At 29.7% G+C, this 25,743-nt stretch carries 19 protein-coding genes and 1 other RNA gene; 3 read left to right on the top strand and 17 right to left on the bottom strand.

Annotated features, from left to right (window positions below):
- The first annotated feature begins 12 nt into the window (after positions 1–12).
- Positions 13–798 carry an NAD(+)/NADH kinase gene (locus HMPREF0072_RS03465; protein ID WP_004827426.1) on the top strand — a complete coding sequence of 262 codons (786 nt, stop codon included), beginning with the start codon at positions 13–15 and terminating at the stop codon, positions 796–798.
- On the opposite strand, the gene HMPREF0072_RS03460 is transcribed toward HMPREF0072_RS03465, so the two are convergent.
- The 9 genes from HMPREF0072_RS03460 to HMPREF0072_RS03420 form a co-directional block, all read right to left on the bottom strand.
- Positions 799–2,319, bottom strand: coding sequence for a peptidoglycan D,D-transpeptidase FtsI family protein (locus HMPREF0072_RS03460; protein WP_004827425.1), 1,521 nt, complete (start codon positions 2,317–2,319; stop codon positions 799–801).
- Positions 2,309–3,577 (bottom strand): FtsW/RodA/SpoVE family cell cycle protein, encoded by a 1,269-nt coding sequence (locus HMPREF0072_RS03455; RefSeq protein ID WP_004827424.1) that lies wholly within the window; start codon positions 3,575–3,577, stop codon positions 2,309–2,311. Before HMPREF0072_RS03455 ends, HMPREF0072_RS03460 begins: the two co-directional genes overlap by 11 nt.
- Complete coding sequence (locus tag HMPREF0072_RS03450; RefSeq protein ID WP_004827423.1) at positions 3,567–4,070, bottom strand: FHA domain-containing protein; 504 nt, start codon at positions 4,068–4,070, stop codon at positions 3,567–3,569. The genes HMPREF0072_RS03455 and HMPREF0072_RS03450 overlap by 11 nt, the downstream gene beginning before the upstream one ends.
- Before the next feature lie 101 nt (positions 4,071–4,171).
- Positions 4,172–5,866 carry a phospho-sugar mutase gene (locus HMPREF0072_RS03445; RefSeq protein ID WP_004827422.1) on the bottom strand — a complete coding sequence of 565 codons (1,695 nt, stop codon included), beginning with the start codon at positions 5,864–5,866 and terminating at the stop codon, positions 4,172–4,174.
- Positions 5,856–7,757 carry a type I pullulanase gene (pulA, locus tag HMPREF0072_RS03440; protein ID WP_004827421.1) on the bottom strand — a complete coding sequence of 634 codons (1,902 nt, stop codon included), beginning with the start codon at positions 7,755–7,757 and terminating at the stop codon, positions 5,856–5,858. The genes HMPREF0072_RS03445 and pulA overlap by 11 nt, the downstream gene beginning before the upstream one ends.
- Before the next feature lies 1 nt (position 7,758).
- Positions 7,759–9,999: a glycogen/starch/alpha-glucan phosphorylase gene (locus tag HMPREF0072_RS03435; protein WP_004827420.1), complete on the bottom strand. Its 2,241-nt coding sequence runs from the start codon at positions 9,997–9,999 to the stop codon at positions 7,759–7,761.
- Positions 10,000–10,004: 5 nt separating this feature from the next.
- Positions 10,005–11,435: a glycogen synthase GlgA gene (glgA, locus tag HMPREF0072_RS03430; RefSeq protein WP_004827419.1), complete on the bottom strand. Its 1,431-nt coding sequence runs from the start codon at positions 11,433–11,435 to the stop codon at positions 10,005–10,007.
- Positions 11,435–12,562 (bottom strand): glucose-1-phosphate adenylyltransferase subunit GlgD, encoded by a 1,128-nt coding sequence (gene glgD, locus HMPREF0072_RS03425; RefSeq protein ID WP_004827418.1) that lies wholly within the window; start codon positions 12,560–12,562, stop codon positions 11,435–11,437. The genes glgA and glgD overlap by 1 nt, the downstream gene beginning before the upstream one ends.
- A gap of 1 nt (position 12,563) precedes the next feature.
- On the bottom strand, positions 12,564–13,697 hold the full coding sequence (locus HMPREF0072_RS03420) for a glucose-1-phosphate adenylyltransferase (RefSeq protein WP_004827417.1): 1,134 nt from the start codon (positions 13,695–13,697) through the stop codon (positions 12,564–12,566).
- A 146-nt stretch (positions 13,698–13,843) separates the two neighbouring features.
- Between HMPREF0072_RS03420 and ssrA the strand changes: the two genes are divergently transcribed.
- Both ssrA and HMPREF0072_RS03415 read left to right on the top strand, forming a co-directional pair.
- Positions 13,844–14,199, top strand: a transfer-messenger RNA (tmRNA) gene (gene ssrA / locus HMPREF0072_RS11290).
- Between the two features lie 206 nt (positions 14,200–14,405).
- Positions 14,406–15,023 carry a helix-turn-helix domain-containing protein gene (locus tag HMPREF0072_RS03415; RefSeq protein ID WP_004827416.1) on the top strand — a complete coding sequence of 206 codons (618 nt, stop codon included), beginning with the start codon at positions 14,406–14,408 and terminating at the stop codon, positions 15,021–15,023.
- Positions 15,024–15,393: 370 nt separating this feature from the next.
- Here HMPREF0072_RS03415 and HMPREF0072_RS03410 read toward each other — a convergent pair whose 3' ends face one another.
- The 8 genes from HMPREF0072_RS03410 to HMPREF0072_RS03375 all read right to left on the bottom strand — a co-directional run bounded on the left by HMPREF0072_RS03410 (position 15,394) and on the right by HMPREF0072_RS03375 (position 25,580).
- A complete protein-coding gene (locus HMPREF0072_RS03410; protein ID WP_039931069.1) occupies positions 15,394–16,221 on the bottom strand; it encodes a C39 family peptidase in 828 nt (275 codons plus the stop codon).
- An 85-nt stretch (positions 16,222–16,306) separates the two neighbouring features.
- Positions 16,307–18,532 carry an aggregation-promoting factor C-terminal-like domain-containing protein gene (locus HMPREF0072_RS11065; protein ID WP_004827414.1) on the bottom strand — a complete coding sequence of 742 codons (2,226 nt, stop codon included), beginning with the start codon at positions 18,530–18,532 and terminating at the stop codon, positions 16,307–16,309.
- A 3-nt stretch (positions 18,533–18,535) separates the two neighbouring features.
- A complete protein-coding gene (locus HMPREF0072_RS03400) occupies positions 18,536–20,173 on the bottom strand; it encodes a relaxase family protein (RefSeq protein WP_004827413.1) in 1,638 nt (545 codons plus the stop codon).
- Positions 20,164–20,457 carry a hypothetical protein gene (locus HMPREF0072_RS03395; RefSeq protein ID WP_039931068.1) on the bottom strand — a complete coding sequence of 98 codons (294 nt, stop codon included), beginning with the start codon at positions 20,455–20,457 and terminating at the stop codon, positions 20,164–20,166. The genes HMPREF0072_RS03400 and HMPREF0072_RS03395 overlap by 10 nt, the downstream gene beginning before the upstream one ends.
- 473 nt (positions 20,458–20,930) lie before the next feature.
- Positions 20,931–22,076, bottom strand: a complete 1,146-nt coding sequence (locus tag HMPREF0072_RS03390) for a DUF4116 domain-containing protein (protein WP_004827411.1) — start codon at positions 22,074–22,076, stop codon at positions 20,931–20,933.
- Between the two features lie 41 nt (positions 22,077–22,117).
- Positions 22,118–23,998, bottom strand: coding sequence for a hypothetical protein (locus HMPREF0072_RS03385; protein WP_004827410.1), 1,881 nt, complete (start codon positions 23,996–23,998; stop codon positions 22,118–22,120).
- 8 nt (positions 23,999–24,006) lie between these two features.
- Complete coding sequence (locus HMPREF0072_RS03380; protein ID WP_004827409.1) at positions 24,007–24,927, bottom strand: hypothetical protein; 921 nt, start codon at positions 24,925–24,927, stop codon at positions 24,007–24,009.
- 83 nt (positions 24,928–25,010) lie between these two features.
- A complete protein-coding gene (locus HMPREF0072_RS03375) occupies positions 25,011–25,580 on the bottom strand; it encodes a hypothetical protein (protein WP_004827408.1) in 570 nt (189 codons plus the stop codon).
- Between the last annotated feature and the right edge of the window lie 163 nt (positions 25,581–25,743).

The following is a 25,743-nucleotide window of genomic DNA, read 5'->3' as shown; positions in this document are numbered from 1 at the left end:
AAAGGATATGATATGACAAATATAATTAATATTTTTAAGAACAAATCTAGATATACAAATACTATTTTTCATAAGGTAAAAAACATATTACAAAGCAATGGGTATCAAGTTAGCACCCATTACAACAAAAACGCTTTTTTAAATCTTGTAATTGGTGGAGATGGAACATTTTTAAATGCCGTGCACCTTACTAATTTTTCACCTATTCCTTTTATTGGAATTAATACTGGCCATCTTGGTTTTTACCAGGAAATAGAAGTTGATATGCTTGATGAATTTGTAGCTGCTCTTTCAAAAAAAGAATACTCTATTGAAGAGCTAACAGTGCTTGAATCTAAAATAAATAACAAAAAAATTAATGCTATAAATGAAGTGGTTGTAAAATCAAGTAAAAACCAGATAATTAGGCTAAAAGTTTTTATTGATGGCAACTTCATTGAGTACTACTCAGGTGATGGCCTAATAATCTCTACCCCACATGGATCAACTGCTTATAATCTTTCAGCTAAAGGAGCAATCCTCCACCAGTCCCTCAACGGCTACCAGCTTACACCAGTAGCTCCAGTTTATTCAAACCTTAACAAGGCTTTAAAGTGCCCTGTTGTTCTACCCAATGATGCTAGTGTAGAAATTTCAGTTTCAAAAAGAGATAACTATCACACAGTTTTTATATTTGACGGAAAAGAATTTTTTACCCAAGACTATAAAATTAAGATTGGTGTTTCTCAAAACAAAATAAATAAGCTTATTCTCAATAAAAACCATTACTGGACTAATATTAAAAATAAGCTTATGTAATTAATTAAATGAAATTGTATTAAAAATGTCTCTAACGATTCTTCTTGCTAAAGGCGCAGCTACTTCACCACCTGTGCCTTGACTATCTTCAATAACGATAGCAAAAGCAATTTTGGGGTCATCTGCAGGAGCAAAGCCAACAAACCATGCATCTACTTTACCATCTGCCTTATCAGCAGTACCTGTTTTACCAGCAAGCTTTACCCAATCGATATAAGCCGCACTTCCTGTACCATTTCTTACTACTTCTACCATCAAATCTCTTATAGCATTTGCTGTAGTTTCACTAGTTGCCTTAGATAATATTTCATCTTCCGCTTCAAAGATAACGTCGTTTTCCTTATTGGTAATTTTATCCACAAGTCTTGGCTTCATCATAACTCCATTATTGGCAATAGCTGATGTAACCATAGCCATATGCAAAGGAGTAACCTGAGTTTTTCCATAACCAAAACCTGTCATAGCAAGGTCTGCTTGATTTAAATCCTTAAAAGGTATAACAGACTTATTTTTATCCAAATCAAATTCATAGTCTTTATTGAAAGCAAAATTCTCACTAGTTTTTGCTAATTTATCCCTACCTAATTTTACTGCTTTGTTGGCAAAATATGTGTTAGCAGAATTAATGAAAGCTGTCCTTAAATTCAAGCTACCAAATATTTGGTCTTCAAAGTTTTTTATTTCATAGCCTTGGACAATTTCACTTCCTTTATCATTGTAAGAAGTATTAATGTCATTATCTAAAATCGATGCAGAAGTAATAATTTTAAAAGTGGAACCCGGCCTATATAAACCTAAACAAGCCCTATTAATAAGCCTTCCATCGTCTGTTTGAATTAGATTATTCCAATCATCATCGAGACTATTTGGGTTAAAACTTGGTGTTGATACCATTGCTAAAACCTGTCCAGTTGTCGGATTCATGACTACACATGCCCCCTTGTGAGCACTAAGGTAGTTATAAACAATATTTTGAATATTTTGATCAACACTTAGATGAAGGTTATTTCCTGTATCCTTTTTTACAACCATCTTCCTAAATTGACTGAAGTTTTCTCCGCTAATCGCGAGTAGTTCTTTATTATAGGATTTTTCAATACCAGTTTTACCGTAAGTAGTTGAAGAATAACCTGTAATTGGAGCTGATGCTTCTGGATAATTATAAATTCTTACTTGCTTTCCAGATCCATCCTGTTTGCTAAATGCTAAAACATTTCCATTTTTATCGTATATACTTCCTCTTTTTACTAAATCTTCATTAAGCCAAAGTCTCCTATTATGAGAGTTTTCTGCTAAGGACTTTGCCTTAAATAGTTGAAAATAGACTAAATATAGGGTTAGGAACATAAACAAACAAACAAAAAATATCATAACAAATACCAATCTTTTGTTTAGGGTTGATTTGGATAAGACTTTTAATTGGTTATTTTCCTTATATCTTTGTTTTTCTTCAAGTTCCTTTATTTTGTCAATGAAACTTTTACCAGTAATTCTTTTTTTATTTTCTCTATTATCTGTCACTCTTGCCTCCTTCTTTTATTTCTTCCCCACAATATTGAAGGCATCCTAGAAGGATAAATCCAGATAACATTGATGAGCCTCCTTGACTAATAAATGGTAGGGTTACTCCTGTTAATGGAATAAGCTTAAGGACACCACCAAGAATGATGAAAGTCTGTAAGGCAAATAAAATTCCTATACAAAAGGCTAGTACAGAATAAAATTTATTTTGTTGAGTTAGAGAAATCTTTAAAGCTCTATAGACGAGTATCATAAATAACAATACAACTCCTACACCCATAAAAACTCCCATTTCTTCACAAATAGCTGAGAAAATAAAATCTGATTCTGCTACTGGAATATAGTCAGGCCTACCTAGACCAATACCAGTCCCAAATAAACCACCACTTGCGGTAGCAAATAAGGCTTGGGTAATTTGATAGCCTGTTGCATCTATGTCTGACCATGGGTCAAGCCAAGTTGAAACTCTAATCCTAACGTGTCCAAATAGAAAATAAGCAACGATAGAGCCTATTATCATAAAAAACATATTTATAAAAATAAGTTTCCTGTCTTTTTCATAAACAAATTGACTTAAAATTAAGACTCCAAAAAATATTAACGCAGTTCCCAAATCCTTTTGAAGAAATAAGAATCCTATGAATACATAAATCATAAAATTCATAAAATACCTTCCAAAGGGTTTTAGGCTAATTTGATTAAAATTAGTGTAAAAGCTTGCAATAAAAAAAGCAAGAGGGACCTTTATAAATTCTGAAGGCTGGATACTAAATTTATGTGCAACTATAATCCAGTTTTTTGCTCCATATAAATTGGTACCAAAAATCAATGTAAATATGAACAAAGCAATAGAAATGCCTGCGTAAAATAAAATAAATTTATCCCATTTCTTATAAGATTTTAAAATAAAATAAGTCATAAAAAATAGGATTACACCTACAATATAGATTTGCAATTGTCTTCTGCCAAGTTTTGGGTCAAGTCTATATATAATGGCTACCCCAATTGAAAATAACATATTTACAATCAAAAGCAAGATATTGTCAGACTTGGTAAACCTATCTACCAAAAAAGATGTAAGCAAAGTTACAATAAGTATTGCTAGATAAGTATAAAAATCCATACTAGTTAAATTTTTAATATTAAATATCATAGCTAAAGACAAAGATAAAAACTCAAATAAAAATAAGTTTAAATTTGCTTTTGCTCTTGTAATTATCATAGATTTTTCTAATTTATCAAAAGTTCTATTCATCATGATCACCTTGGATAAATAAGAATTTAAGCGAACCAAGCCTAATGATATCCCCAGATTTAAGTTCAATAGCATCTGTTATTTTTTCATCATTTAAGTAAGTTCCATTTGCTGATTTTAAATCTTCAAGAAAATACATATTTTCATCTTGTAAAATTCTAGCATGAAATTTTGACATGTATTTATCATTTATGCTTATAGTATTTCTTGCATCACGGCCAATTGTATTATCCTCACCTATGAAATAATATTCTTGAACCATAAAACTAAAACCATCATTTATATTTATCAATTTTAAATAAGTATCTGATTCTTGTTCTTTTTTTAAAGTAGTTCTAACATCGTAATATATTATTCTAATTATAGAGTAAATAAAATAGAAAACTACGAAAACAAAAATATACTTTAATATTGTCGATAGTAATTGATATAAAGTTAGGCTTCCAAAAACATTAATTGAAAATATTTTATCAATTACACTAAAAAATTTTTCCATATATCTAATACTCCTTGGCTATATATTATGATATTTTAATCGAAATTCAAGTTTTCAAGAGAAAAATCTCAGGTTTTACCCTGAGATTTTAAATAAACGTATTATTTTATAGAATCGATTAAACTTTCCATATACTTAACGATTGCATTTTTCTTTGCTAAGGCTTTGTCCATAGAATCAGAAATTGCGTTTACATATATTTTTATTTTTGGTTCTGTACCAGATGGTCTTAAAGTTACCCAAGAATCGTCGCTAAAATAGCATTTTAAAACATTGGATTTTGGAAGACCAGTCTCATCATTTTGATAGTCTATGACTTTAGAAACTTCTTCACCATTAATTTCTTTAATAGGGTTTTCTCTAACATCTGTCATTATTCTACCAATTCTTGCTTGGCCATCAGCTCCTTCGAGCACAATTGATACAACTTCATTAGAATAATAACCATGTTCTTTATAAATTTGTTCTATTACATCTAGAAGAGTTTTACCTTGTGATTTATAGTAAGCAGTCATTTCGGTTATCAACATGGCAGCTGTAACAGCATCCTTATCTCTTACGAAATCCTTATAATTGTAACCGATAGATTCTTCAAAACCAAAAACAAACTTACCCGAATTATTTCTTTCAAGTTCATTTGCCTTATCATAAATGTTTTTGAACCCTGTTAAAACATCGTATTTCTTAACACCATATTTTTTGGCAATTGGAGCAATAAGGTCTGTAGTTACTATAGATTTAACAACTGCTGGATTTTTTGGCAATTCACCTTTAGCATCGAGTCCTGATAAGATATATTGAGTTAGGAGTGTTCCAATTAAATTTCCTGTTAAGAATTGATATTCACCATTTCTATCTCTAACTTCCACTGCACACCTATCAGCATCAGGATCTGTCGCAAGAAGTAAGTCAGCACCAACTTTTTTACCAAGTTCTTCTGAATACTTGAAGGCCTTTGGGTCCTCTGGATTTGGATAACCTACTGTAGTAAAATCAGGATCAGGATTTTCCTGTTCCTTTACAACATGGATATTAGTGAAATTTCTTTCTTTAAGAATTCTTCTAACTAGCTTATTACCTGTACCGTTTAGTGGTGAATAAACAACGCAAATATCCTTATCAATACCCTTATCATTGATAGAGCAATCTAATATTAATGACATATATTTTTCTATCACTTCATCTGGAACGTACTCAATTATTCCTTCTTTTAGACCTTCCTCAAAATCTTTTCTAGGTATTTCGAAAAAGTCTGGATGATCACCAATATAAGATAAAATCTTATTAGCTGTTTGGTCCATAATTTGGCTACCTTCTTCATTATAAGCTTTGTAACCATTATATTCTCTAGGATTGTGAGAAGCTGTTACCATTACACCAGCTACGCATCCTAACTCACGAATAGTAAATGAACATACAGGAGTTAGCTCTATATCCTTATGAATATAAACTTTTATGCCATTAGCTGCAAATACTTCTGCTGCAATTTTAGAAAATTCTAGAGACTTATGTCTAACGTCATAAGCTATAGCAACGCCACGTTTTTTAGCCTCTTCTCCACCTTCTGCTATTGCATCTGCAAAACCTTGAGTAGCTTGAGCAACCATGTATTTATTCATTCTGTTTGTACCAGCTCCAAGTTTGCCTCTTAAACCAGCTGTTCCAAATTTTAAAGATTGATAAAACCTATCTTTAATCTCGTCTTCATTATTCTTAATAGCTTCTAATTCTTTTCTGGTTTCCTCATCAAACCTGTCGTCCTTGTACCAAATTTCAAAATTTTTCTTATAATCCATAAGTATCTCCTATTTTATATACATTTACTGACAAAGATTCAAGACTTAAGCCGTCAGTCGCCTCTAAGCTTATTTTATTAATACCCTCTTTATCAAAAACCTTTACAATTTTTTTATCCTTGTTTACCTTAAAATATTCGTCTAATATATTCCAACTTACAAACATATCATGCCCATTAGCATTTATAAGAACAATATACTTATTGTCTAGTATATATCCAATTAAACTATCTTCTAAACCTTCGATAAATTTAAGTCTGTTTTCTATCTCATCCTTACTAGTATATTTAAAGGCCTCAATATTTTTTCTCAATTCAATCAAATCTTTAGTATAATTGAAAATCTCGATGTTATTCTTTTTATGTTCCCATTTTATAGCATTTACTGAAAGTGGTGAATTATATGAGTTCGAGTCATTCTTTTTGCTATGGTTAAATTCATTTCCTTCATATATAAAGGGTTTGCCAAATGAAAGCATGATTATTCCCATAGCGAGTTTTATATATGAATTAATATTTCTAGTATCATCTAATGAAATAGCCAGCTTATCATAAATAATTAAATTATCATGACAATTAAAATAATTGATTGTCTCAGCTGCATCATCTGCAAAGCCATCACCATTTCCATAATCAATTGAACCTCTTATTCCGGTTTCAATAGCATGTTTATTATAGAAAAGACCTTGTATATATCCTTTGCCGTAAGAATTTACATCGCCCTTGATAGCATCCCTAAAATCATCGTTAAATACTCCAAAACCATTTGATTTTTGTTTACCTTTCCAGATTTGCTGGTCATAGCTTAGCGGAGAAGATAAAGCCATCCATGGTTCACCGTAAATAATAATATTAGGGTTTATCTTCCTTAATTCTCTGATTGCAATTCTTATTGTTTCTAGATCAATTAATGCCATAAGGTCGAATCTAAAACCATCTATCTTATACTCTTTAACCCAATGAATTAAGGAATCTATTATTAATTTTCTCACAAAAGGTTTTTCACTTGCAAGTTCATTACCACAACCTGAACCGTTAGAAAAGCTATGGTCTGGATTTGTCCTATGATAATATTGGGGAGCTAAGGTATTTAAGTTTGAATCAACAGTCTTAAAGGTATGGTTATAAACCACATCCATAATTACACCTATTCCCTTATCATGGAAGGCCTTGACCATTTGTTTAGCTTCTCTTATCCTAGATTTAGGATTAGTTGGATCGGTTGAGTATGAACCTTCAGGTGCAAAATATAATTCAGGATCGTAACCCCAATTATAATTATCATCACAGAAAAATTTAGAATTATCCTCATCAACGCTTATAAAATCATACATTGGAAGGATTTGAACGTGTGTAACACCCAGGTCTTTAATATTATCAATTCCCGTTCTTACGCCTTTATATGACGTATTCGTCTCTGCTAAACCTAAGAACTTACCCCTATTAAATACCCCACTTGATTTATCCGATGTATAGTTTTTTACACTCAACTCATAGATAATTGCTTCATTTTCTTTTATTTCTGGGATTTTGCTTTCCCTAAAGCCTTCTGGATCTGTATCCTCAAGGTTTACGATTGCAGAATACATAGAATTTATAGACGCTGAAAATGCGTATGGGTCTGTAACTTCATACTTATCTTCTACAATATAATTATAAAAATAACCATCGTAATCCCCTGCTAGGCTTATTGAAAATATCCCCATATCATCTTTTGACATCGGATATGTTTTTCTTCTGACTTCTTTTATGTTATCAGTTATAACAAGGTCTATCTTATCCCTATCTGGTGCAAAAACTCTAAATGTTGTTAAATCTTTAGAATATATTGCTCCTAACTTAATTTTTTTAAGTTCCTTATAGCTAATGTTTTTCTTTTTAACTAAATTCATCCTATTTACTAATTACTTCATCCAATCTAAAATTATTTGCCCATATTATATTTTCTACTTGCCTTTTAGTCCATTTATCAATATCTAAATATTCATTCTCTATTTTACTTCTAGTATTTACTAGATCTTCAAGATCATAAAAAATCTTAAAAGAGTCGTTATACATCAAAAGCTGGTCATAGATAATTTTGAAATTATAAGGAAAATTATCATAAGATTCATTCAACAAATTATCAATTGTGAATTTAACTATTTCACTATTATAATAAAACTCATTTGCATTGTATGAGTTTTCAATATCTAATTTTTGAATTGTATCAAAATCTGCTCCAAAAGTGTAAAATGAATTACTTACATCAAGATTATCAATTATCCCACCCTTAGTAGATATAATATTTGACATATTAAAGATAGCATTTAGAATATGGAAATTCTGGTTGTCAAGAGTAGGCAAGGTTAAATTTGAGTAAATATCAACTGCAGGCAAGACTCGCTTTATTTTTTCCACATTTAGGTCTTCTACAAAGACAATTTTTATTTTTTCCCTAATAAATTTATCCTTATCTATCATTTTCTTTAGAGCAATGATAAATTTTATAGTCTCCTTCGCCATAAAGTAGCCTTCATTGGCCTTACCTGAAAATATATATGTTGTAGGTGTTAGCTTGAGATTGCTGTTATATTTAAGCATGTAATATTTATATGCAATAGCTAGGCAATTTAAAATCTGTCTTTTACTCTCATGCATAATAGATAATTGAATATCATACATGGAATAAGGATTTATAACATCTCCCAGACTATTTTCCACTATCTTCGCTAACCTGCATTTATTATTGTACTTTACTTTATCTAAATCTTTAAAAAAACTTTCGTTATTTTGTATTTTTTTGATTTTTTCAATTTTTTCATAAGCAAAAGAATTTATGCCATAATCTCTCAAAAGATTTGAAAGACCAACATTTGAAGATGATGAGTATAAAATTCTATCTGTTCCATAATTAAAATATGAATGATTAATGTCATTTTCTCTCGCTTCAGCGATGATTTTAGATAGGTAATTATAATCACCTGAAAGATATTTGTTAATATTTCTAAATGATACTTTACCATTTTTTATAATACTTAGTTCAGGAGAAATAATCTGAAGATTTTTTTGTATCTCAATAATCGCATCCTTAATCTCTGGGTTTATTCTTCGAATCATCTCAATATCATAATCTTCAACGCTATCGTCTGTTATTGAAAAAGCAACATGGTCAAAAACCATTCTTGACATATCAATTGCTTTTGACATCTCATATCCATATTCCCTTGTTAGAATTCGTATAAATTCAATTAGAGCTAGGCTTGGATGTATATCGTGACTGAAAATTTTAATATTATTTTCTATCCCCTTTATATTGCCATGCCTCTTGTTATGCCTCCTAAAGATATCTCTAATAGCTGAAACTGCATAAAAATATTCTTGTTTCAACCTTAGAAATTTACCTTCATATGTTGAATCATCAATATATAAAAATTTATTTATCGAAGAAATATTAATGTAGTTATCATAAGCCTTAAGAAAATCTCCTCTAGTGAAATCTTCGATATTTATAGCATCTACAACTTCAGACTTAAAAAGTCTTAAGGTATTTACGAAATCTGCATTATCACTTAAAATCGGCATATCATATGCTATTGTTTTACTCTTTCTTCCATCTATTTCTAAAAGATAAGAAAAAGATTTTTTATGTTCCCAATTAGATCCTTGTTCTAACCAAAAATCAGAATATTCTACCTGCCTGCCGTCAACAATCTTCTGCTTTAAATTTCCATTTTCATATCTTAAAGCATAAGCGACAGCACGTTTCTTTTGATTTGCTAATTCATTTATCAAGGCAGATGAACCAATACCAATATCACCTACTCCTAAATCAGCTTCTTTTTCGCAAGCAAGAATTTCATCAAAATCAAATCCTAATTCGTCAAGAGCTTCAATTATTTGATCTTTTATTTTAAGTCTATGTATATTCCTATCTATAAACTTTCCAGGCAAGTATTCAAAGGACAAAATATAATAGTCCTTATCATTTTCTAGATCTTTTGACTTGACCCAAGTCTTACCAATAACTTCCATTAAATACCTGCATAAACAGTCATAAACTTCATTTACTCGGGCATTTTTCGTATTTTTCGCATAAAAAGAATACAAAAAACTTTGTATTCTTTTTATGATATATTCTTTATCTTTATTCATATTTTTTACGCCTTAATTTTTTCATAGAGGTCTAAGTATTTTTCTGACGACATTTCCCAGTCATTTTTTTGCTTCATTGCATTCATAACCAAATGCTTATGTGTTTCATTCTTATTCTTATAAACATCTATAGCATTTTTAGTTGTGAATAAAAGCTCATGCGCATTAATATTTGCAAAAGAATAACCAGTACCTTCGCCAGTATATTCATTATAAGGGATGACTGTATCTTTTAGACCTCCTGCTTCCCTTACAATTGGTAGAGATCCATAACGCATAGCAATCAATTGGCTAATTCCACAAGGCTCAGATATAGATGGCATTAGGTAAAAATCAGAACCTGCATATATTTCATGAGATTCTTTTTCATTATAGTAAATTCTTGCTGCAACCTTGTCAGGATACTTCCATTCGAAATATTTAAACATTTCTTCATAAGTGTAATCTCCTGTACCCAAGACAACTAATTGGATATCTTCTTGTAGCAATTCTTCCAATATATACCTTACAAGATCCATACCCTTCATCTCATTTAGCCTTGAAACTATACCAAATACTGGCACATCATCTCTCTGTGGGAGGTTATATAGTTTTTGTAATTCTTTTTTATTTATATACTTATCATTTATAGAATTCAAATCATAATTTTTTGCAAGATTTTTATCTGTAGCAGGATTCCAAACATCGTAATCTATTCCATTAACTATCCCATCTAACTTATAATTATATTCCCTTATAACACCATCAAGGCCCTCGCCGTAGAATGGATATTGGATTTCTCTTGCATAATTTTCAGAAACTGTATTTACATGTGTAGCATGGATAATTCCACCCTTCATGAAATTTATTGCATCATAATATTTTAAGTCATTTTCATTAAAGTATCTACCATCTAAACCTGCAAGAGCCATATAATCAGAATTAAATACCCCTTGGTATTTTAGGTTATGAATGGTAAAAAGAGTTCTTATATCTTCGTAATAAGAATCCCCTGTCCTAAAATCATTTACAAATACATTGACCATGGCTGTATGCCAATCGTTCGAATGGATGATATCAGGTTTGAAATTTATTTCCTTTGGCAAAAGTGTGCAAACCTTTGAGTAGAAAATATATCTTTCCGCATCATCGTCATATCCATAAAGTCCATCTCTATCAAAATATTCAAGATTATCTATGAAATAATAAATAACACCATCCCATTCTAACTGGTATACTCCAGCGTATTGGTGTTTCCAATCAAGGTCAACATAAAATTCAGTAATTTTTTCCATTTTTTCGCGATAAGATGCACCAATACCTTTATGTAAAGGCATAACAACTCTAATATCTACACCTTTTTTCTTTAATTCTTTTGGAAGGGCTCCAGCAACATCTGCAAGCCCCCCTGTTTTTATGAATGGTACTGATTCACTTGTTAGAAAAAGTATATTCATTAATAACTCCTTTGGTCTAGTGATTCATTTTTACTTGTTACATATGGATTCGCCCTATTACCAAACAATCTTACATCATGACCAATTTCTGTCCCCTTATCAGTAATGACAAAGTTAAGTATTGCTCCATCACCAATAACAGAATCTTGGAAAATTATAGAATTTCTGATAATAGCACCCTTACCAATCTTAGCACCTCTAAATATAATAGAATTTTCTACTTCCCCTTCGATGATACCACCATTAGCTATCAAAGAATTTTTCACATTTGCATTCTTAGTATAAGATGTTGATGGTTCATCTTTTGATTTTGTATAAACAAGTCCATCTTCATAAAATAAATTATCAAAGGTTTCCTGATTTAGAAGTCTCATATTTACTTCATAGAAAGAAGTAAAATCTTTTATTATTTCAAATTCCTTATCTTGTCTATAAAAATCAATATTCAAATTACCTGGATAGGCAAAAATTGCAGACAAAAGTGAATTTGAAACATTTTCCTGCATAGCATGTCTTAAAACCTTTAAGAAAGATTCTTTCTTCATAATTAAAGAGCCCAAGAATAGATCAACTGTATCTGTTATACCCATGTTAATTCCTACTCCAGTTGGCTTACCATCATCATCAGAATTGATTATTGATTGGTCTAAGTATTCTCCATCCTTATCTGTAACTTTACTTGAAAGTATTAAACAGTCTATATCCTCATCTTTCATTTTTTCCATTGCATCTCTTATATCTTCCTTTATAATATACATTGGATTTTTGATATAAACATATTCAAACTCATGCTCTTGGAAATAGACAATAGTGTCATAGTAAGTCTCAATCTCACTTTTAGACCCTTTACTAGCAAGACCTACAGGGTTTATCATAAGACCACCATTTCTCCTATTTAATTCCCAACTTTTACCATTACCAATATGGTCAAGAGCAGATCTGAGCTTGCTTCCTGCGTACAATATTACTCTATTGATATCATAATTAGCAAGATTTGATAAGGCAAAATCTATTATCCTATATCTGCCACCAAAAGGCAACATAAAATCCGGTCTAAATTTGCATAAAGGCCCATAATTTGTTTCTTTAAAATTTGGACTATAAACTAAAGCAACAATCCTATCCATCCTATTCCTCCTCTATACCTTCGTTACTAACTAAATAAACTATATCATCATTTTCTTTTCCGATATCTTCTGTCAACACCATATTTTCTGCAACTACTGCATTATAGATTTTAGCTCCAGACTTAACCTTAACTCCATTTAATAAAACAGAATTATATACTTCAGCGCCTTTTTCAATTTCTACTTCAGAGAAAAGAACAGAATGGTTAACCTTTCCATCAATTACACAAGCTTCGTTAACAAGAGTATCAGTTAATATTGCATTTTTACCAAGTCTATGTGGAGGTAAGTTTAAGGACTTGGTATATATTTTCCAATTATCATCATAAATATCTAATTCGTTATCAGGATCAATTAAATCCAAGTTGGCTTGCCAGAAACTTCTAACTGTTCCAACATCCTTCCAGTATCCATCAAACTTATATACATAGAGTGGTGAACCTTGTTGTAACATTTTTGGAATTATATCATGTCCAAAATCATTTGTAGATTCTTTATTTTCGTAATCTTCTATTAATTCCTTCCTCAAAACCTTCCAATTGAATACATAAATACCCATTGAAGCAAGATTTGATTTTGGATTTGCAGGTTTTTCTTCAAATTCTACAATCTTGTCATCGTCATCAGTATTCATAATACCAAAACGGCTTGCTTCTTCCCATTCCACTTGCATTACTGCAATTGTACAATCAGCTCCTTTTTGCTTGTGCACATCAAGAAGCTCCCTATAGTCCATCTTATAAATATGGTCACCTGATAAAATGAGAACGTATTCAGGATTAACTTCGTCTAAATAATTAATATTTTCATAAATAGCTGAAGCTGTACCCTCAAACCATCTACCACCTGATTCAGTATAATAAGGTGTAAGAATTCTTAAACCTCCGAAATTCCTATCATAATCCCAAGCCGCACCAATACCAAGGTGTTCGTTAAGAAGTTGAGGTTTATATTGAGTTAAGACTCCTATATCTTTAATTTCACTATTTGTTGAATTACTAAGGGCAAAATCTATAATGCGGTATTTCCCTCCAAATGGAACTACCGGTTTAGCCATCTCCCTTGTCAATGCTTTAAGTCTAGAACCTTGACCTCCTGCCAAAAGCATTGCTGCAGTATTATTTGCGTTTCTCATAAGCCCTCCTGTTTATATAATAATTGTCTTCATATATATACCCAAATATAGGATTTATATTCTAGAAAACCTTTTCTTATCTTATATTTTATCACGAATTCCATCATTTTGACAAGGCTTTTATAATTAGTATAATTACCCTATATGGGGATGCCATGGTTTCGACGTGATTGAAGAAGCTTAGGCTGCAGGTCGTATATCAAAACGTAAATTGATAATTAAATATAAACGCAAACAATAATAGCGAAGCAAACTTCGCACTAGCTGCCTAGTAATAGGACAAGCAATAAATATTAGGTCCGTCGCAGACTTAATATTTGTTTTATAATCTAGCGACAACTGGTATATCAAAGCTTTGCGATATATCTAGTACTATGAAGCTAGCATAAAAATTTTTTGTAGATTTTTCATTTTTTATGCAAATTTAAAAGATCTAATAAGCTTGTAGATGCCTTCGGTGATGCTTTCACGGACAAGGGTTCGACTCCCTTCATCTCCACCAATTTAAACTAGTAAACCTTTCTGGTTAAACTTAGATGGTTCTATATAGTTCTGTACATTGATTTTACAACATTTATTAGATTTTATTATTTTTCTATATGTTTCTATATAGTTCCATTTAATTCTAAAAATCGTAACATTTTTACGAATTTCGTAACATTTTTTCGTAACACGAATAAATGAAAATAATTATAATACGAGGGGAATATGAAAATAGGACAAGCAATAAAATATCGTAGAGAAGAATTGAATTACTCTTTGGAATACCTCGCTAACAGAATTGGTAAATCAATACCAACTATGTATAGATATGAAAGATCAGAAAATCCAGATGTTTTAAGTTTAGATGTTTTCTTGGAAATATGTGAAATCTTAAAAACAACTCCTGATGAAATTTTAAGTGATGTTGACAACTATATAAGGAGTAACGCCAAAGTTTTCCCTTCAGTAATTAGAGTTCCCCTATTTAGCGATGATTATATTTTAGAAGCACACAATGAAGATGCCGAATTTTATGTTCCCTTTGATAATCCTTCTGAAATACCATATAAAGATATTACTGCATATAAAATAAAAAATACTACTAATTTTCCTAACTGTTTTGATAAAGGTGATATAATTTATATTTGTAAAGTCAAAGAATTTGAAGATAAGAAAAACTATATTTTTCTTAGAGAAGCAGATAATAAAGTTCAATTAATAAAAGCTAGGCTGCTAGATGAAGGGAATTTTTTGTTTATAGATGAGAATAATAAAGTGATCGAGCTTCAACATAATAATCTTAAATTAATAGGAAAATTATTGCAGATTAGCAAATCACTATAAAAATTAAAATAAAATTTTAATTTACTTTACAGTTATTGAGTTTTAAAACTTTCATAGTAGAATGCTATTAACCAGAAAAGATATCAGTTTGTTTCATGCAGACACACAAAAGCCAGGAGTTCCAGCTCCTGGCTTTTAGTTTACCCGACTTATGCTCGTAAAGCCAACATTTTTTGAAATTGTTCCTGGTAAAAAGGATCACCCCCACTTATGTGGGTAAAACTCGACTTTCTTTTTCGAGTCTAATATTGTTTTCGGATCACCCCCACTTATGTGGGTAAAACACTAAACAAAAGTCGATTTTAAGCTAAATGCAATCTTCATATTTTGCGATTTAAGGCATTTTATTTTTTAAAACATATAATTACATTCATTTCTTTTTTTCTATCAAGAAATATGCTTTTGTGGCACTTTGAACCATACCCTTGTCTACCAATCCAGTCCTCTCTCGCCAGCCAGGGTCAAGAGTGAATACATTACCATTACTATCAGCTCCAGCATAAGCTACAAAGTGTCCTGCATTAAAATTAAACCAGCTTCCTATTTTTCTTGGTGGATTTGAGTAATAATCCCTTCCACCGACATTTCCTAGAGCCATTCCACCATTACTCAAATGTCTTCTTGCTTCATTATAATCTAAAGTTCTTCTAACTGTATATCCTTGACTTCCTAGATATGATTCTAGCATTCTTGCAAGTCCGTTACCATCACTTCCATAGCTTGTACCTGTAACACCTAGTCTTACAGCTTCGTCCCAAACTTTTCTTGGATTTACACTCTTGCCAGTTAAGTTTGACAAGAGTATAGCTAATGAAGTTGGTCCACAACCTACTCTTTGTATATTTCCTCCAAAGTCGCCTTGATTCCAATAAGCGTATGTTTTACCATTGAAATTAACATACCCCATTCCACCTGATCCACCAACAATGTTTGCAATATCTTGCATTCCTATTCCAGAAAAATTTGCACCTGGTATGCTAGAGTCAGATTGATTAGGTATAGGCTCTTGATCTTCGACTCCTTCTAAAATAGGATATTGAAATTTCCACTCATTATCAAACATATCTTCTGCATTAGATACTGTATCTCCATTCCAACCTTCAAACGTCCACTGCTCGTCTGCTTTTATTTCTGTAACATTAAAAATACTAGTTATTGCTATGAAACTTGCAATCATAAATATTTTGCTCTTTTTCATCTTTTCTCCTTTTATCATTTTTTGATATTTTGTTGTTTAAATTTATTTATTTTATCATAATATGACAAAGCTCTTGTAAAAAAAATTAATACCAATGGTTTTTGATCCAATAGTTATAAGCTTTTGTTATAGAGCCATACCTATTTATCATATAATCGTGCATCCATAGTAATTGAGTCTTGGGATTTGTTTGCCAATCTTCACCATAACTTTTCATTTTTTCAGGTGGATAAGCTTGACCTAATCCATATGCTCCTGATGACGGATTTCTTGCACTTGGATTCCAGCCTGATTCTTTACTAATAATATACTCCCAATGTTTTTTCTCTACATCACTAACTCTTAATTCTTTTACAACAGAATCAAAATCATTTTTAACACTACCTGATGCTTCAGGATTACTAAGATGATTATGGATGCTGCCATTTGAACTTGAAGATGTACCACTTGATACTGACTCTTTGTCTAGTCTTGTATAAGGATTAGCAACTTTTACGATGTCACTTGGAAGTTCGTCAGTTTTTATATCATAGCATTTAAGAACTACTGTAGTTTCTCCAACCTTATGTGTAATGAAATATACTCGATCTATTTTATGACTTTTTTCGTGATAATTGTCTATTGCTTTATATATCTTATCTTTATTTTTATCAGATAGATCATTGTCATTTTCTACTGAAATTAAAGATAAAATAGCCTTGGCATTATCAGGATTTTGTAAATAGTTTACAATATCAGCTTCACTCCTATACTTCTCATCTAATTCTTTTGTTAATTCTCTAATATAATCAAAATGTTTTTTGATGTCTTCTCCATAATTCTTTTTTGAAAGATCGACACCTTCTCCCTGGTATACATTAGATTCATTTTGAATATCTGTCAATGGCATTGACCTGTTATTACCCAGAACGATAGTAACAGCCATAATTAAACCAATAGTTATCATTGCAAAAAATCCAGCTCCTAGCATCATTGCTAAAATTGCTTTCATAGCTTGCCATATACCTATCATCAGTTTTTTTAGTAGATTAAAAGCTCGTACGATGGTGTTTTTGCTTATGTCCTTTATGACTGCTCCCAAACCATTAGATTTATATAAACGTCTATATCTACCATACGTTTTTGCAAGGCTCTTATATCCTTTAACAGACTTGCTTTTGATTAATTTAAAACTACTTTTAATTTTATCTCTATTTTTAACCCCTTTAATAAGCTGCTTACTTGTTTTTATAGTTATATTTTTTCCTGGTTTATAGATAAGTGCTTTTCCTGCCTTATAGTAGTTTCTATGAATATCAACAGATTCGCCTAAACCACTTAATGCTAGGTTGTTGCTATCTTTTTTTAAGTCCCTTATTATTTTTCTTCCATAATCTTTTATGCCCTGCTTACTTGAATTTTTGATTTTTATTCTTCTGGTCTTGATTTTATTAAACTTTCTAATAGTTTTAGCATAATTTCTCCTTTCAATGTTATTTAAAAGAAATTCTTTGTCAGCATACAACAACTTTGCAAAACTTACGTTATATTTTGTCTTGGATATAAGCTTATATTTTCTAAGATTTGATTTATCAAGTCCTTTTTCTTTCAAGTATTCATTCCATATTTTTTTATTAGTAAACTTTTTTCCAGGAGAATCCGTACTAATAATATTTTTTAAATTTTTATATTTGTTATTTTTAAAAAATTCAATATTAGAATTTTCTAAACCAAAGACTCTGTTAAACCCTTTATTGCTTAAGTCATTAAGTCTTTGATTTATAGACCTGGTATCTATCCTTATATCCCCTTTTAGAAAACCTTTTGGTGTGATCAAGGGAGCAGTCTTTATTTTGTTCACTCCAGCAACTGCTGCTTCAACTCCAATATTTTTTGCTAATCCACCATACATTCTTCCATAGTAGGCGTAATCCTGAACAATTTTTAAACTTTCATCAGATCTTGATTCATTCATCAGTTCTCTATTAACAAACTTAATTGCTCCCTTTGCAGATGCTTTAATCTTCTTGTCGACATACTTTCCAGCGTAATATCCTTTATCAAAATAATTTTTTCTTTCATTGTCATCGACTTTAAAAGCTGTAGCTTCTACATTATTAGTTTCTTTATTTTTTTTATTTTTATTAATATATCTATTTTCTACTTTTTTAAAACTTTTTTCTTCGTTTTTATTTTTAACATCTTCATTAGATATTTTTTCATTTTTTTCAGTAGTTTTAAAATTATTATTATCGTCGATTTCTCTCTCGATCTTAGTTTTTTCTTTATTAACCCTATTCCTATTTACATATCTTTTATTAACTTTTATCATTACCTATCCTCTATTCATTTGTTCTTTATCTAATATTTCTTTTTTAACATTAATTTTAGCAACTTTCTTTTCCTCTCTTTCAATCCAACTCATTTGTGCTGCCTTATGCTCATGTAATGTTCCTTTGCTATCATAGAATTTTTTTGACTTTAATAAATCCTTAGAATACACTTTTAAATTATCAATTTTTTTATTTAAAGTTATGATTTGTTTTTCTAAAAGTTCTTTTTCAGTTTTCAGATCTTCAAAAGTTATATTCGATTTTGACTCAGCATATTTTAATTTCCCTTCTTGTTTTGCAAAATCAAAATATTCTAGATACAGATTATATTCTTCAAGAGTTTTTTTTAATTCATTTCTTTCTTTAAATAATTTTTCAAACAATTCATCTTTTTCCTTTATCTTCTCATTTAATTCATCATAACTTTTTATCTTTAACATAGATACAAAATTCAAAGTATGATATAGGTCTTTAATATAATTGCTGCTCTCAATTTCTTTTTCTTTTAAATAATTTGCTTCTAACTCCAAATCAATTTCTAACTTTGTTTTTTCATTTTTATTTTTATCATATTTTTTTATTTTCCTTAGCTCACCAGCATACATTATCTTATTAAAAATTTTATCATTTAAAGTTCTCATCTTTTCTTCTTCATTTTTAATTTTAGATAGTTCATCTTTTATTTTTTTCTTCTCGTATTCTTTTCTTTCTTCTAAACTTAAAGAAAAGAATTCTTGCAATCCTATTTTAGTAAATTCATAACCTAATGTTTTCCCTCTCACAGCTTTTGCTTCCGTCTGATCCTTTCTTGGACTATATGAAATGGTCTTATATTCTTTTCCAGTATTTGAATTTTTGTATCTGACTTTATATCCAAGCTTCTCTACTTTTTCTATATAATCATAAATGTCTTTTGAATTATTCCTTACATAGTATAAATCTTTTTTTAATTCTTCTTTCCAAGAATCGTTGTTTTTATATTTTTTGTGTTCATACCAGCTCTTATCTTTTTTCATTCTGTTAATCATTTCAGGTTCTGACACTTCTGAATAACCAAAAACATTCGCAAGCTTATTTGTTTTTGATATTAATTTTTCTACATAACCTTCTGGTATATGTAGCTTGTTGCCTTTATATTTTTTTGAATAGGCATTGATTACTATATGAGTATGAAAATAATCGTTGCTCTCATCGCTCGATGGCAAATGAGATGAAAGATATGATTGATATTCTGATCCACAAATTTCCTTTGCGACTTGTTCAGAAAATTTATGAAGCTGCTCCCAACTAAACTTTTCTGTATCATATTTATTAAAAGACACGACAAAGTGATATAAAAATCGTGAATTTTTTTTAGGTTTCGGATCGTGTTTATTTTTTTCCCAAAGTCTGTTCGCTCTTGTCATCATCAATTGTTTTTTTGCAATATTTTTATTTTTAGATAATCCATTTATTGTAGATATAAATTCTTCATTATCAAAATTTTTATTTTTGTTATCAGCATAATCTAAAAGATTTACCACACCAGAAGGTGGTCTTTTTTGAACATCGTAATTATATTCGATTAAATTCGATGTTGCTTTTTCTGCAATTCTTTTAGAGCCATCGTGAACTACGCTTACTAATTTTACTATTGGCAATTAAAATTTTTCCTTTCTTCAAGAATATCTATAACTTTTCCCATTTCCTTATAACAATCTTGAAGTATATTTTTTATTTCTGTATCTCCATCATCAAGATTATCTAGGTGATAAATTATTAGATCTAATTTTTCTACAACTAAACTTTCTTTATCATTTTCAAAGTAGTATTTGATTGCATCGTTAATCAAATCCGATTCAGTATAATTTTTTGTTTTCTTTGTTACATTTCTAATTTTATTAGACAGGTTTTGATCTAACATAAATGTTTTTCTCTTATACATATCTATTCCTTCTTCCAACACAAATCATTTTATAATTAGATATGATATGTGTTTTTAATTTTTAAACTTTTACAACTATAAGACTAATCATAAATGATCAGACTTATATATTTTTATTTTTAAATTTTCTGTTTTCTGAATTTTCTTCTCTAAAAATATAAATCGTTTTGCAAAATAGCTACGAATAATATTTTTTAACTTTCTAACTTTTTAAATACAAGACTAATCATAAATGATCAGACTTGTTAATTCTTTTTTATAAATTTTCTATTTTTTTGAAACAAGGACATCTTGTTAATCTGTCCTTGACAAGATACGCAAACTGGGGACAAAAAAGCAACTTTTTTGTATTTTTGAATGTTTGCACTTGCAGCATAAATGCTGATTAATCAGGAGAAAATCTCCCGAACCCACTATTTTTTCTATCATAAAATTCCCTTTCTTCGCTAATTATTAGAAGTCTGGTTGCAATCTTATTTAAAAATTTTTTCTAAAAAAGATTTTGACAACTTATAATTATTTTCTTTTCGTAACTCATCTTCTGTAATATCTACCTGAATAATATTTTTGATTTTTGGATTTTGCTTTAAGGCTTCTAACAAAAATCGTCTATCTGATCTTAAGTCTTCCCTTACATTTAAGATTAATTCAGGATAAGATTTTAATGCAGCTAAAATATACCTTTCGTCATTTCTTAATGACTCTGGTAAATATTTTATTATCTCACCATGGTCTATAAGAACTTTTTCTGTTAAAGAATATTTTTCTGCCACCCTATCGCCTAAGCACAGTATGAGATACGGAAAAATCTTTAAGTTTATTTTTCTCTCGTATGATATTTTTTTAGTTTCATCTTCATCGTTATAAACAAACTTTTCAGGATTATTTTTTATTTCCTCGTTAAGATAAATCAAAATTTTAGGATTCTTTTCAAACTCATTAAAGAAAAGATCGTAATAACTCTCTGTATCTAAGTCGACATACTTAAAATTACTTATATCACTCTCAACAAAACTTTTACATATTTTGAGATTTTGTTTTACAGACTCATCAAAATATTTCAAACCTTGGCTAACTTTTTGTAATGACATTAATTCAGCAAGCTCAACACTTCCTCTTGCTTCTGTATTCATCATTTCTAAAACTGTATCAGCTGCTTCTACTTTCTTCTTAAATATTTTTACTATCTGATCTTCGCTAAAGTTAAAAATATAGTTTTTATATTTTTCCTGTTCTGTTATAAAATGCCTTAAGTCACTTGGTGTTATATTTTCTTTACTTATTAAATTGCTAAATATTTCTTCAAACTTATTATTATCACTTATTTTATTATCAATAATAAAGCTAATTTCTGTTTTGCTTTTTATTTTTTCTAAAAGACTATCTGAATTATTGCTCACAGCTTTATTATTTAATTCTTCAATTTTTTGCTTATATACACTATTTAAGTTTTCCAGGTACTCACATTTATCTTTAGTTTCATCGATAATTTTTTTGAGTTCCTCTATCCTTTTTTTATTTTCATCATCACTTCTTCTAAGTTCAGCATTTTCACGTTTAATGCTGCCTATCATCTTTTCAAATATTTCTTTATCTACACTTGCACTAACTCTAGTCATAGTAACTCCTCAAAAATTAGCTCCCAATAGGGAGCTATCTTTTACCTTTTTCGATTATCTTTACCAATTTCTTTTACGTTGTTTTCTATTTTTTCATCAGAAACTTTTTGAGATGAAATTTCATTTAAACGATCAAGACCTTTATCAAATTCAAATTTTAATTCAGATCCTTTAACTTTTATTACCGATTTATCTTCCCAATTAAGTTTTTTGTTTTCATCTATACCTGGTGCTATTATTTTGTAATCATAATCCTTATCTATATAGATATACGATGTTTGGTTGTCTTTGTTTTTTATAGGCTTGATTTTTGTATCTATTGAAAAATCTTTATATTGACTTTCTTCAGGAAATCTTATCCTGAATTTACTATGTTCTCCCTGATCATAATATAAGTCATTTACTTTATATTCATTTACACTTGTATTTAAAAATTTTATAAATACATCATTCTTTTTAATTTCATCAGAAAGTTTTTCTAGCCTTTCTTTTCCTTTATTAAATTCTCTTTGGAGATCAGAACCCGATATTTTTATTTCTTTTTTATTTTCCCAATCAATAGCTCCGTCTTTAGATAAGCCTGGTGCTATAGCTCTATATTCAAACTCTGGACTAATATACATATATGATGTTAGACCATCATCGTTTACTCTTGGAGCAATTTTTGTATCTAACGAAAAGTTTTTGTAGTCGCTCTCCTCTGGAAATTTTATCCTGAATTTAACAATTTCCTTATTGTTATCAAAAACATCTTTAGTTTTATATTCATGAACATCTTTGTTAGAAAACTTAATAGCTAAATCTTTTACATCTTTTGTCATCTCTACGTCCTCTTTATTCTCAATATATTTTTCGTATATGTTTTGTGGAAGCTTTAATCCACACTTACTAAGCTCTTTATTAAATTCTTGAATTGTCATCTTGTCTATGTCAAAATGTAACTCTAACTCTTCATAGAAATCTTTATATGTTTCATCATTGAAACTTTTACCACCATTTGGCTTTCCGTCAGCTTCTAACATCACCTGATTTTCAAATTCTTCTATTATAGAATTTAATAAAACTTTATTTTCATCGATAAAAGTTAATTCGTTGTAAGAGTCATAGGTTAGTCCAATTTCTTTTAGAGCTTTATCTGAAACGTCTACACGTACTAAATCATCATAGCTAGGTGTATAACTTAAAAAAACATCACCGGCAAATTCTCTTTCTATCTCAACACCATTTATATATTGTATAAGCTCACGTGTATCTAAGGAAAATTTACTTTGAATAGATACACCATTGTCAGACTCGTAATAAGCAACTCCTATTTCTTTAGAATCTAGATAATCGTTTAAAATACTTTTATAACTTTCTTCTCTTGTGTTTCCGTATTCATCTATGAAATAGTCTTCAATGTCTTGAACTGTTAGTTTTTTTACACTAATATTTTCATTGATATCTCTATCTATTTTGCTATATTCTGTGTCTAAATAATCAAAATATTCTTTGCTATCTTTAAATTCTTCCTTGGATTTAAACTCTTTACTCATAACTTTTTTAAGTTCACTCACTAGAAGATTGGCATGAAATTTAATTCTTAATTCGTTGATTTTTGGATCACTGTTTTTATTTTTAAAAACTTTATTAATTTCTTGTTCAAGGCTTTTATCTAAAATACTTTGAATATCAAGAGGTAGAGGTGGTATTTGCTTCCTATAATCTCCAACACTACCTTCTATAAGTGCGTAACCATCACCTAAATCATATACCAGGTATCTTAAATCATTTGCTTTTCCTTCATTCCTAAAAGATGGTTTAAGTTGTCTTAATATATCTACAAGGCTGCCAGGTGTAACCCAGGATAAATGATTATATTTTCCTATCAAGTCACTCTCATTTATTTTTTCTAATTTTAAAGACTCGTTGTAGTCTATCATAATTAAACCTACCTACTCATATCTTTATTTATTTCTAAATCTTCTTTAATTTCTTCAATTTTATCGTTGATTAAGTCCATCATGTTTTGGTTACCATCTAACTCATACACAGTTATTTCTTCTATATATTCTTCTATATCGTCATTTATATCTATGCCTTCCCTTGATAGCTTCTCTTTTGCAATATCCTGGGCTTCATATCCTATTGTATCTTTTAACTCATCAATAATAGGCTCTATGCTATCATGTTTATTACAGTCACTTATATTATTAAGTGCTTCTTCAATGCCCTCAGTTAAAGGTAATTCATAGTCTTCGGCTATACTAATAGCTACACTTTTCACAATATCATCTAAGTTTTCATATAGTTCATCTATATTTCTTAAATATTGAGCTGTCATTATATCCTTATAAAGGTCGCCTGTTAAACCAAATTCTTCAGCTGCTCTTTCATAATATCCACCATTTTCTAAATCAGGGAGCGATTTTAATAAGTCCGAATAGTATATATCGACAGATTGATCAGCAACTTCATTTATAGCATCGGATAAATAAGCCTGATTATCGTACAACAAGTAATCATATAACGTGAAAGATGCATTGTCTAAATCAGGTTTTAAATTTTCATAATCATTTTTATTAAATTTCTCTCTATCAACTTCCCTCTCTTGTTCTTCTTCATAACTTACAGGTTCACCATGAATAACTCTTTCGTCTTCTAGGTCGATGCCAAGTTTTTCGATATAGCCATCGATGTCAGCGTCAAAAATTGATGCAGCATTGTTGTCATTGATAAATTCGTTATAGATTGAATTTAAACAATCTTCATTATTTATATTTTTTTCTATAGATATAAGCGATTTAACATAATCTTCATAGTTTTCACTAATTAATTGGTTTACATTTGCTCTAACTTCATAATAACTCATAGTTTTCTCCTTTTATATTGTGATAATTTTAATTCATTCAATAACCTATTTATCATATTATGATAAATAGGTGGTAAAAAAAATTATCTACTTCTTTCTTTATCGACTTCTAACTCTAATTCTTTACATAGGTCTGAAATTACATCATCGATTTCTTGATGTAACTCTTTGATAGTGAGGTTGTTATCAATATCTTTTATTCTTTCATCGACACCTTCTGTAATTGGGGCATATTCTATCATTTCGTTTACATTTATTCCCAAATCATAAAGTTTATCATATACTATGTTTTTAACAACTGTATCGAGATTGTTATATAAACAATAGCTATAGGCATCGCCTTGGCACATTTGAATATCATTTATTAAATCCCCTTGCGAGCCAACTTGCGACATTGTTTCTTCATAAAATCCGTCCCAATAAAGATCACCGATGCTATCAATAAGATCTTCATTCATTATATCTACATAACCTGTAGACAAATCCGATATAACATCGCAAATGTTGTAATCTTCTTCATCTCTATTTTCAAGCTCATATTTTAATTCATCGCATATTTCTTCACCACGTTCCTCTAGGAAATCTGACCTATATTTGGTCATTCCTCTAATTTCATATTCTTCCTGATATTTTTCAAATTTTCTTTCTTCCATTTAATTTTCCTTTCTTTTTATATTTTAATAAATTTGAAATATTTCAGCTTATATCTACTCTAATTATATCATAAAATGATAATACGAGCAATATCAAGTGTGCATATTATCATATTATGATATTATAAGCAATCAAAAACTCCAGGATAAAACCTGGAGTCTT

The organism is Anaerococcus lactolyticus ATCC 51172 (assembly GCF_000156575.1).
Taxonomy (GTDB): domain Bacteria; phylum Bacillota; class Clostridia; order Tissierellales; family Peptoniphilaceae; genus Anaerococcus; species Anaerococcus lactolyticus.
The sequence above is the reverse complement of the archived record's forward strand: the minus strand, read 5'-3'. Positions and strand labels throughout refer to the sequence as shown.

Coding starts and splice junctions, on each gene's coding strand:
- HMPREF0072_RS03435 (WP_004827420.1), bottom strand. CDS start 9,999: ATGAATAAAGATAAAGAATATATCATAAAAAGAATACAAAGTTTTTTG.
- HMPREF0072_RS03420 (WP_004827417.1), bottom strand. CDS start 13,697: ATGAGAAACGCAAATAATACTGCAGCAATGCTTTTGGCAGGAGGTCAA.
- HMPREF0072_RS03450 (WP_004827423.1), bottom strand. CDS start 4,070: ATGGAAAAATTTTTTAGTGTAATTGATAAAATATTTTCAATTAATGTT.
- HMPREF0072_RS03410 (WP_039931069.1), bottom strand. CDS start 16,221: ATGAAAAAGAGCAAAATATTTATGATTGCAAGTTTCATAGCAATAACT.
- HMPREF0072_RS03395 (WP_039931068.1), bottom strand. CDS start 20,457: ATGTATAAGAGAAAAACATTTATGTTAGATCAAAACCTGTCTAATAAA.
- glgA (WP_004827419.1), bottom strand. CDS start 11,435: ATGAATATACTTTTTCTAACAAGTGAATCAGTACCATTCATAAAAACA.
- HMPREF0072_RS11065 (WP_004827414.1), bottom strand. CDS start 18,532: ATGATAAAAGTTAATAAAAGATATGTAAATAGGAATAGGGTTAATAAA.
- HMPREF0072_RS03415 (WP_004827416.1), top strand. CDS start 14,406: ATGAAAATAGGACAAGCAATAAAATATCGTAGAGAAGAATTGAATTAC.
- HMPREF0072_RS03455 (WP_004827424.1), bottom strand. CDS start 3,577: ATGATGAATAGAACTTTTGATAAATTAGAAAAATCTATGATAATTACA.
- pulA (WP_004827421.1), bottom strand. CDS start 7,757: ATGAATTTAGTTAAAAAGAAAAACATTAGCTATAAGGAACTTAAAAAA.
- HMPREF0072_RS03445 (WP_004827422.1), bottom strand. CDS start 5,866: ATGGATTATAAGAAAAATTTTGAAATTTGGTACAAGGACGACAGGTTT.
- glgD (WP_004827418.1), bottom strand. CDS start 12,562: ATGGATAGGATTGTTGCTTTAGTTTATAGTCCAAATTTTAAAGAAACA.
- HMPREF0072_RS03380 (WP_004827409.1), bottom strand. CDS start 24,927: ATGAGTTATTATGAAGTTAGAGCAAATGTAAACCAATTAATTAGTGAA.
- HMPREF0072_RS03385 (WP_004827410.1), bottom strand. CDS start 23,998: ATGATAGACTACAACGAGTCTTTAAAATTAGAAAAAATAAATGAGAGT.
- HMPREF0072_RS03375 (WP_004827408.1), bottom strand. CDS start 25,580: ATGGAAGAAAGAAAATTTGAAAAATATCAGGAAGAATATGAAATTAGA.
- HMPREF0072_RS03390 (WP_004827411.1), bottom strand. CDS start 22,076: ATGACTAGAGTTAGTGCAAGTGTAGATAAAGAAATATTTGAAAAGATG.
- HMPREF0072_RS03465 (WP_004827426.1), top strand. CDS start 13: ATGACAAATATAATTAATATTTTTAAGAACAAATCTAGATATACAAAT.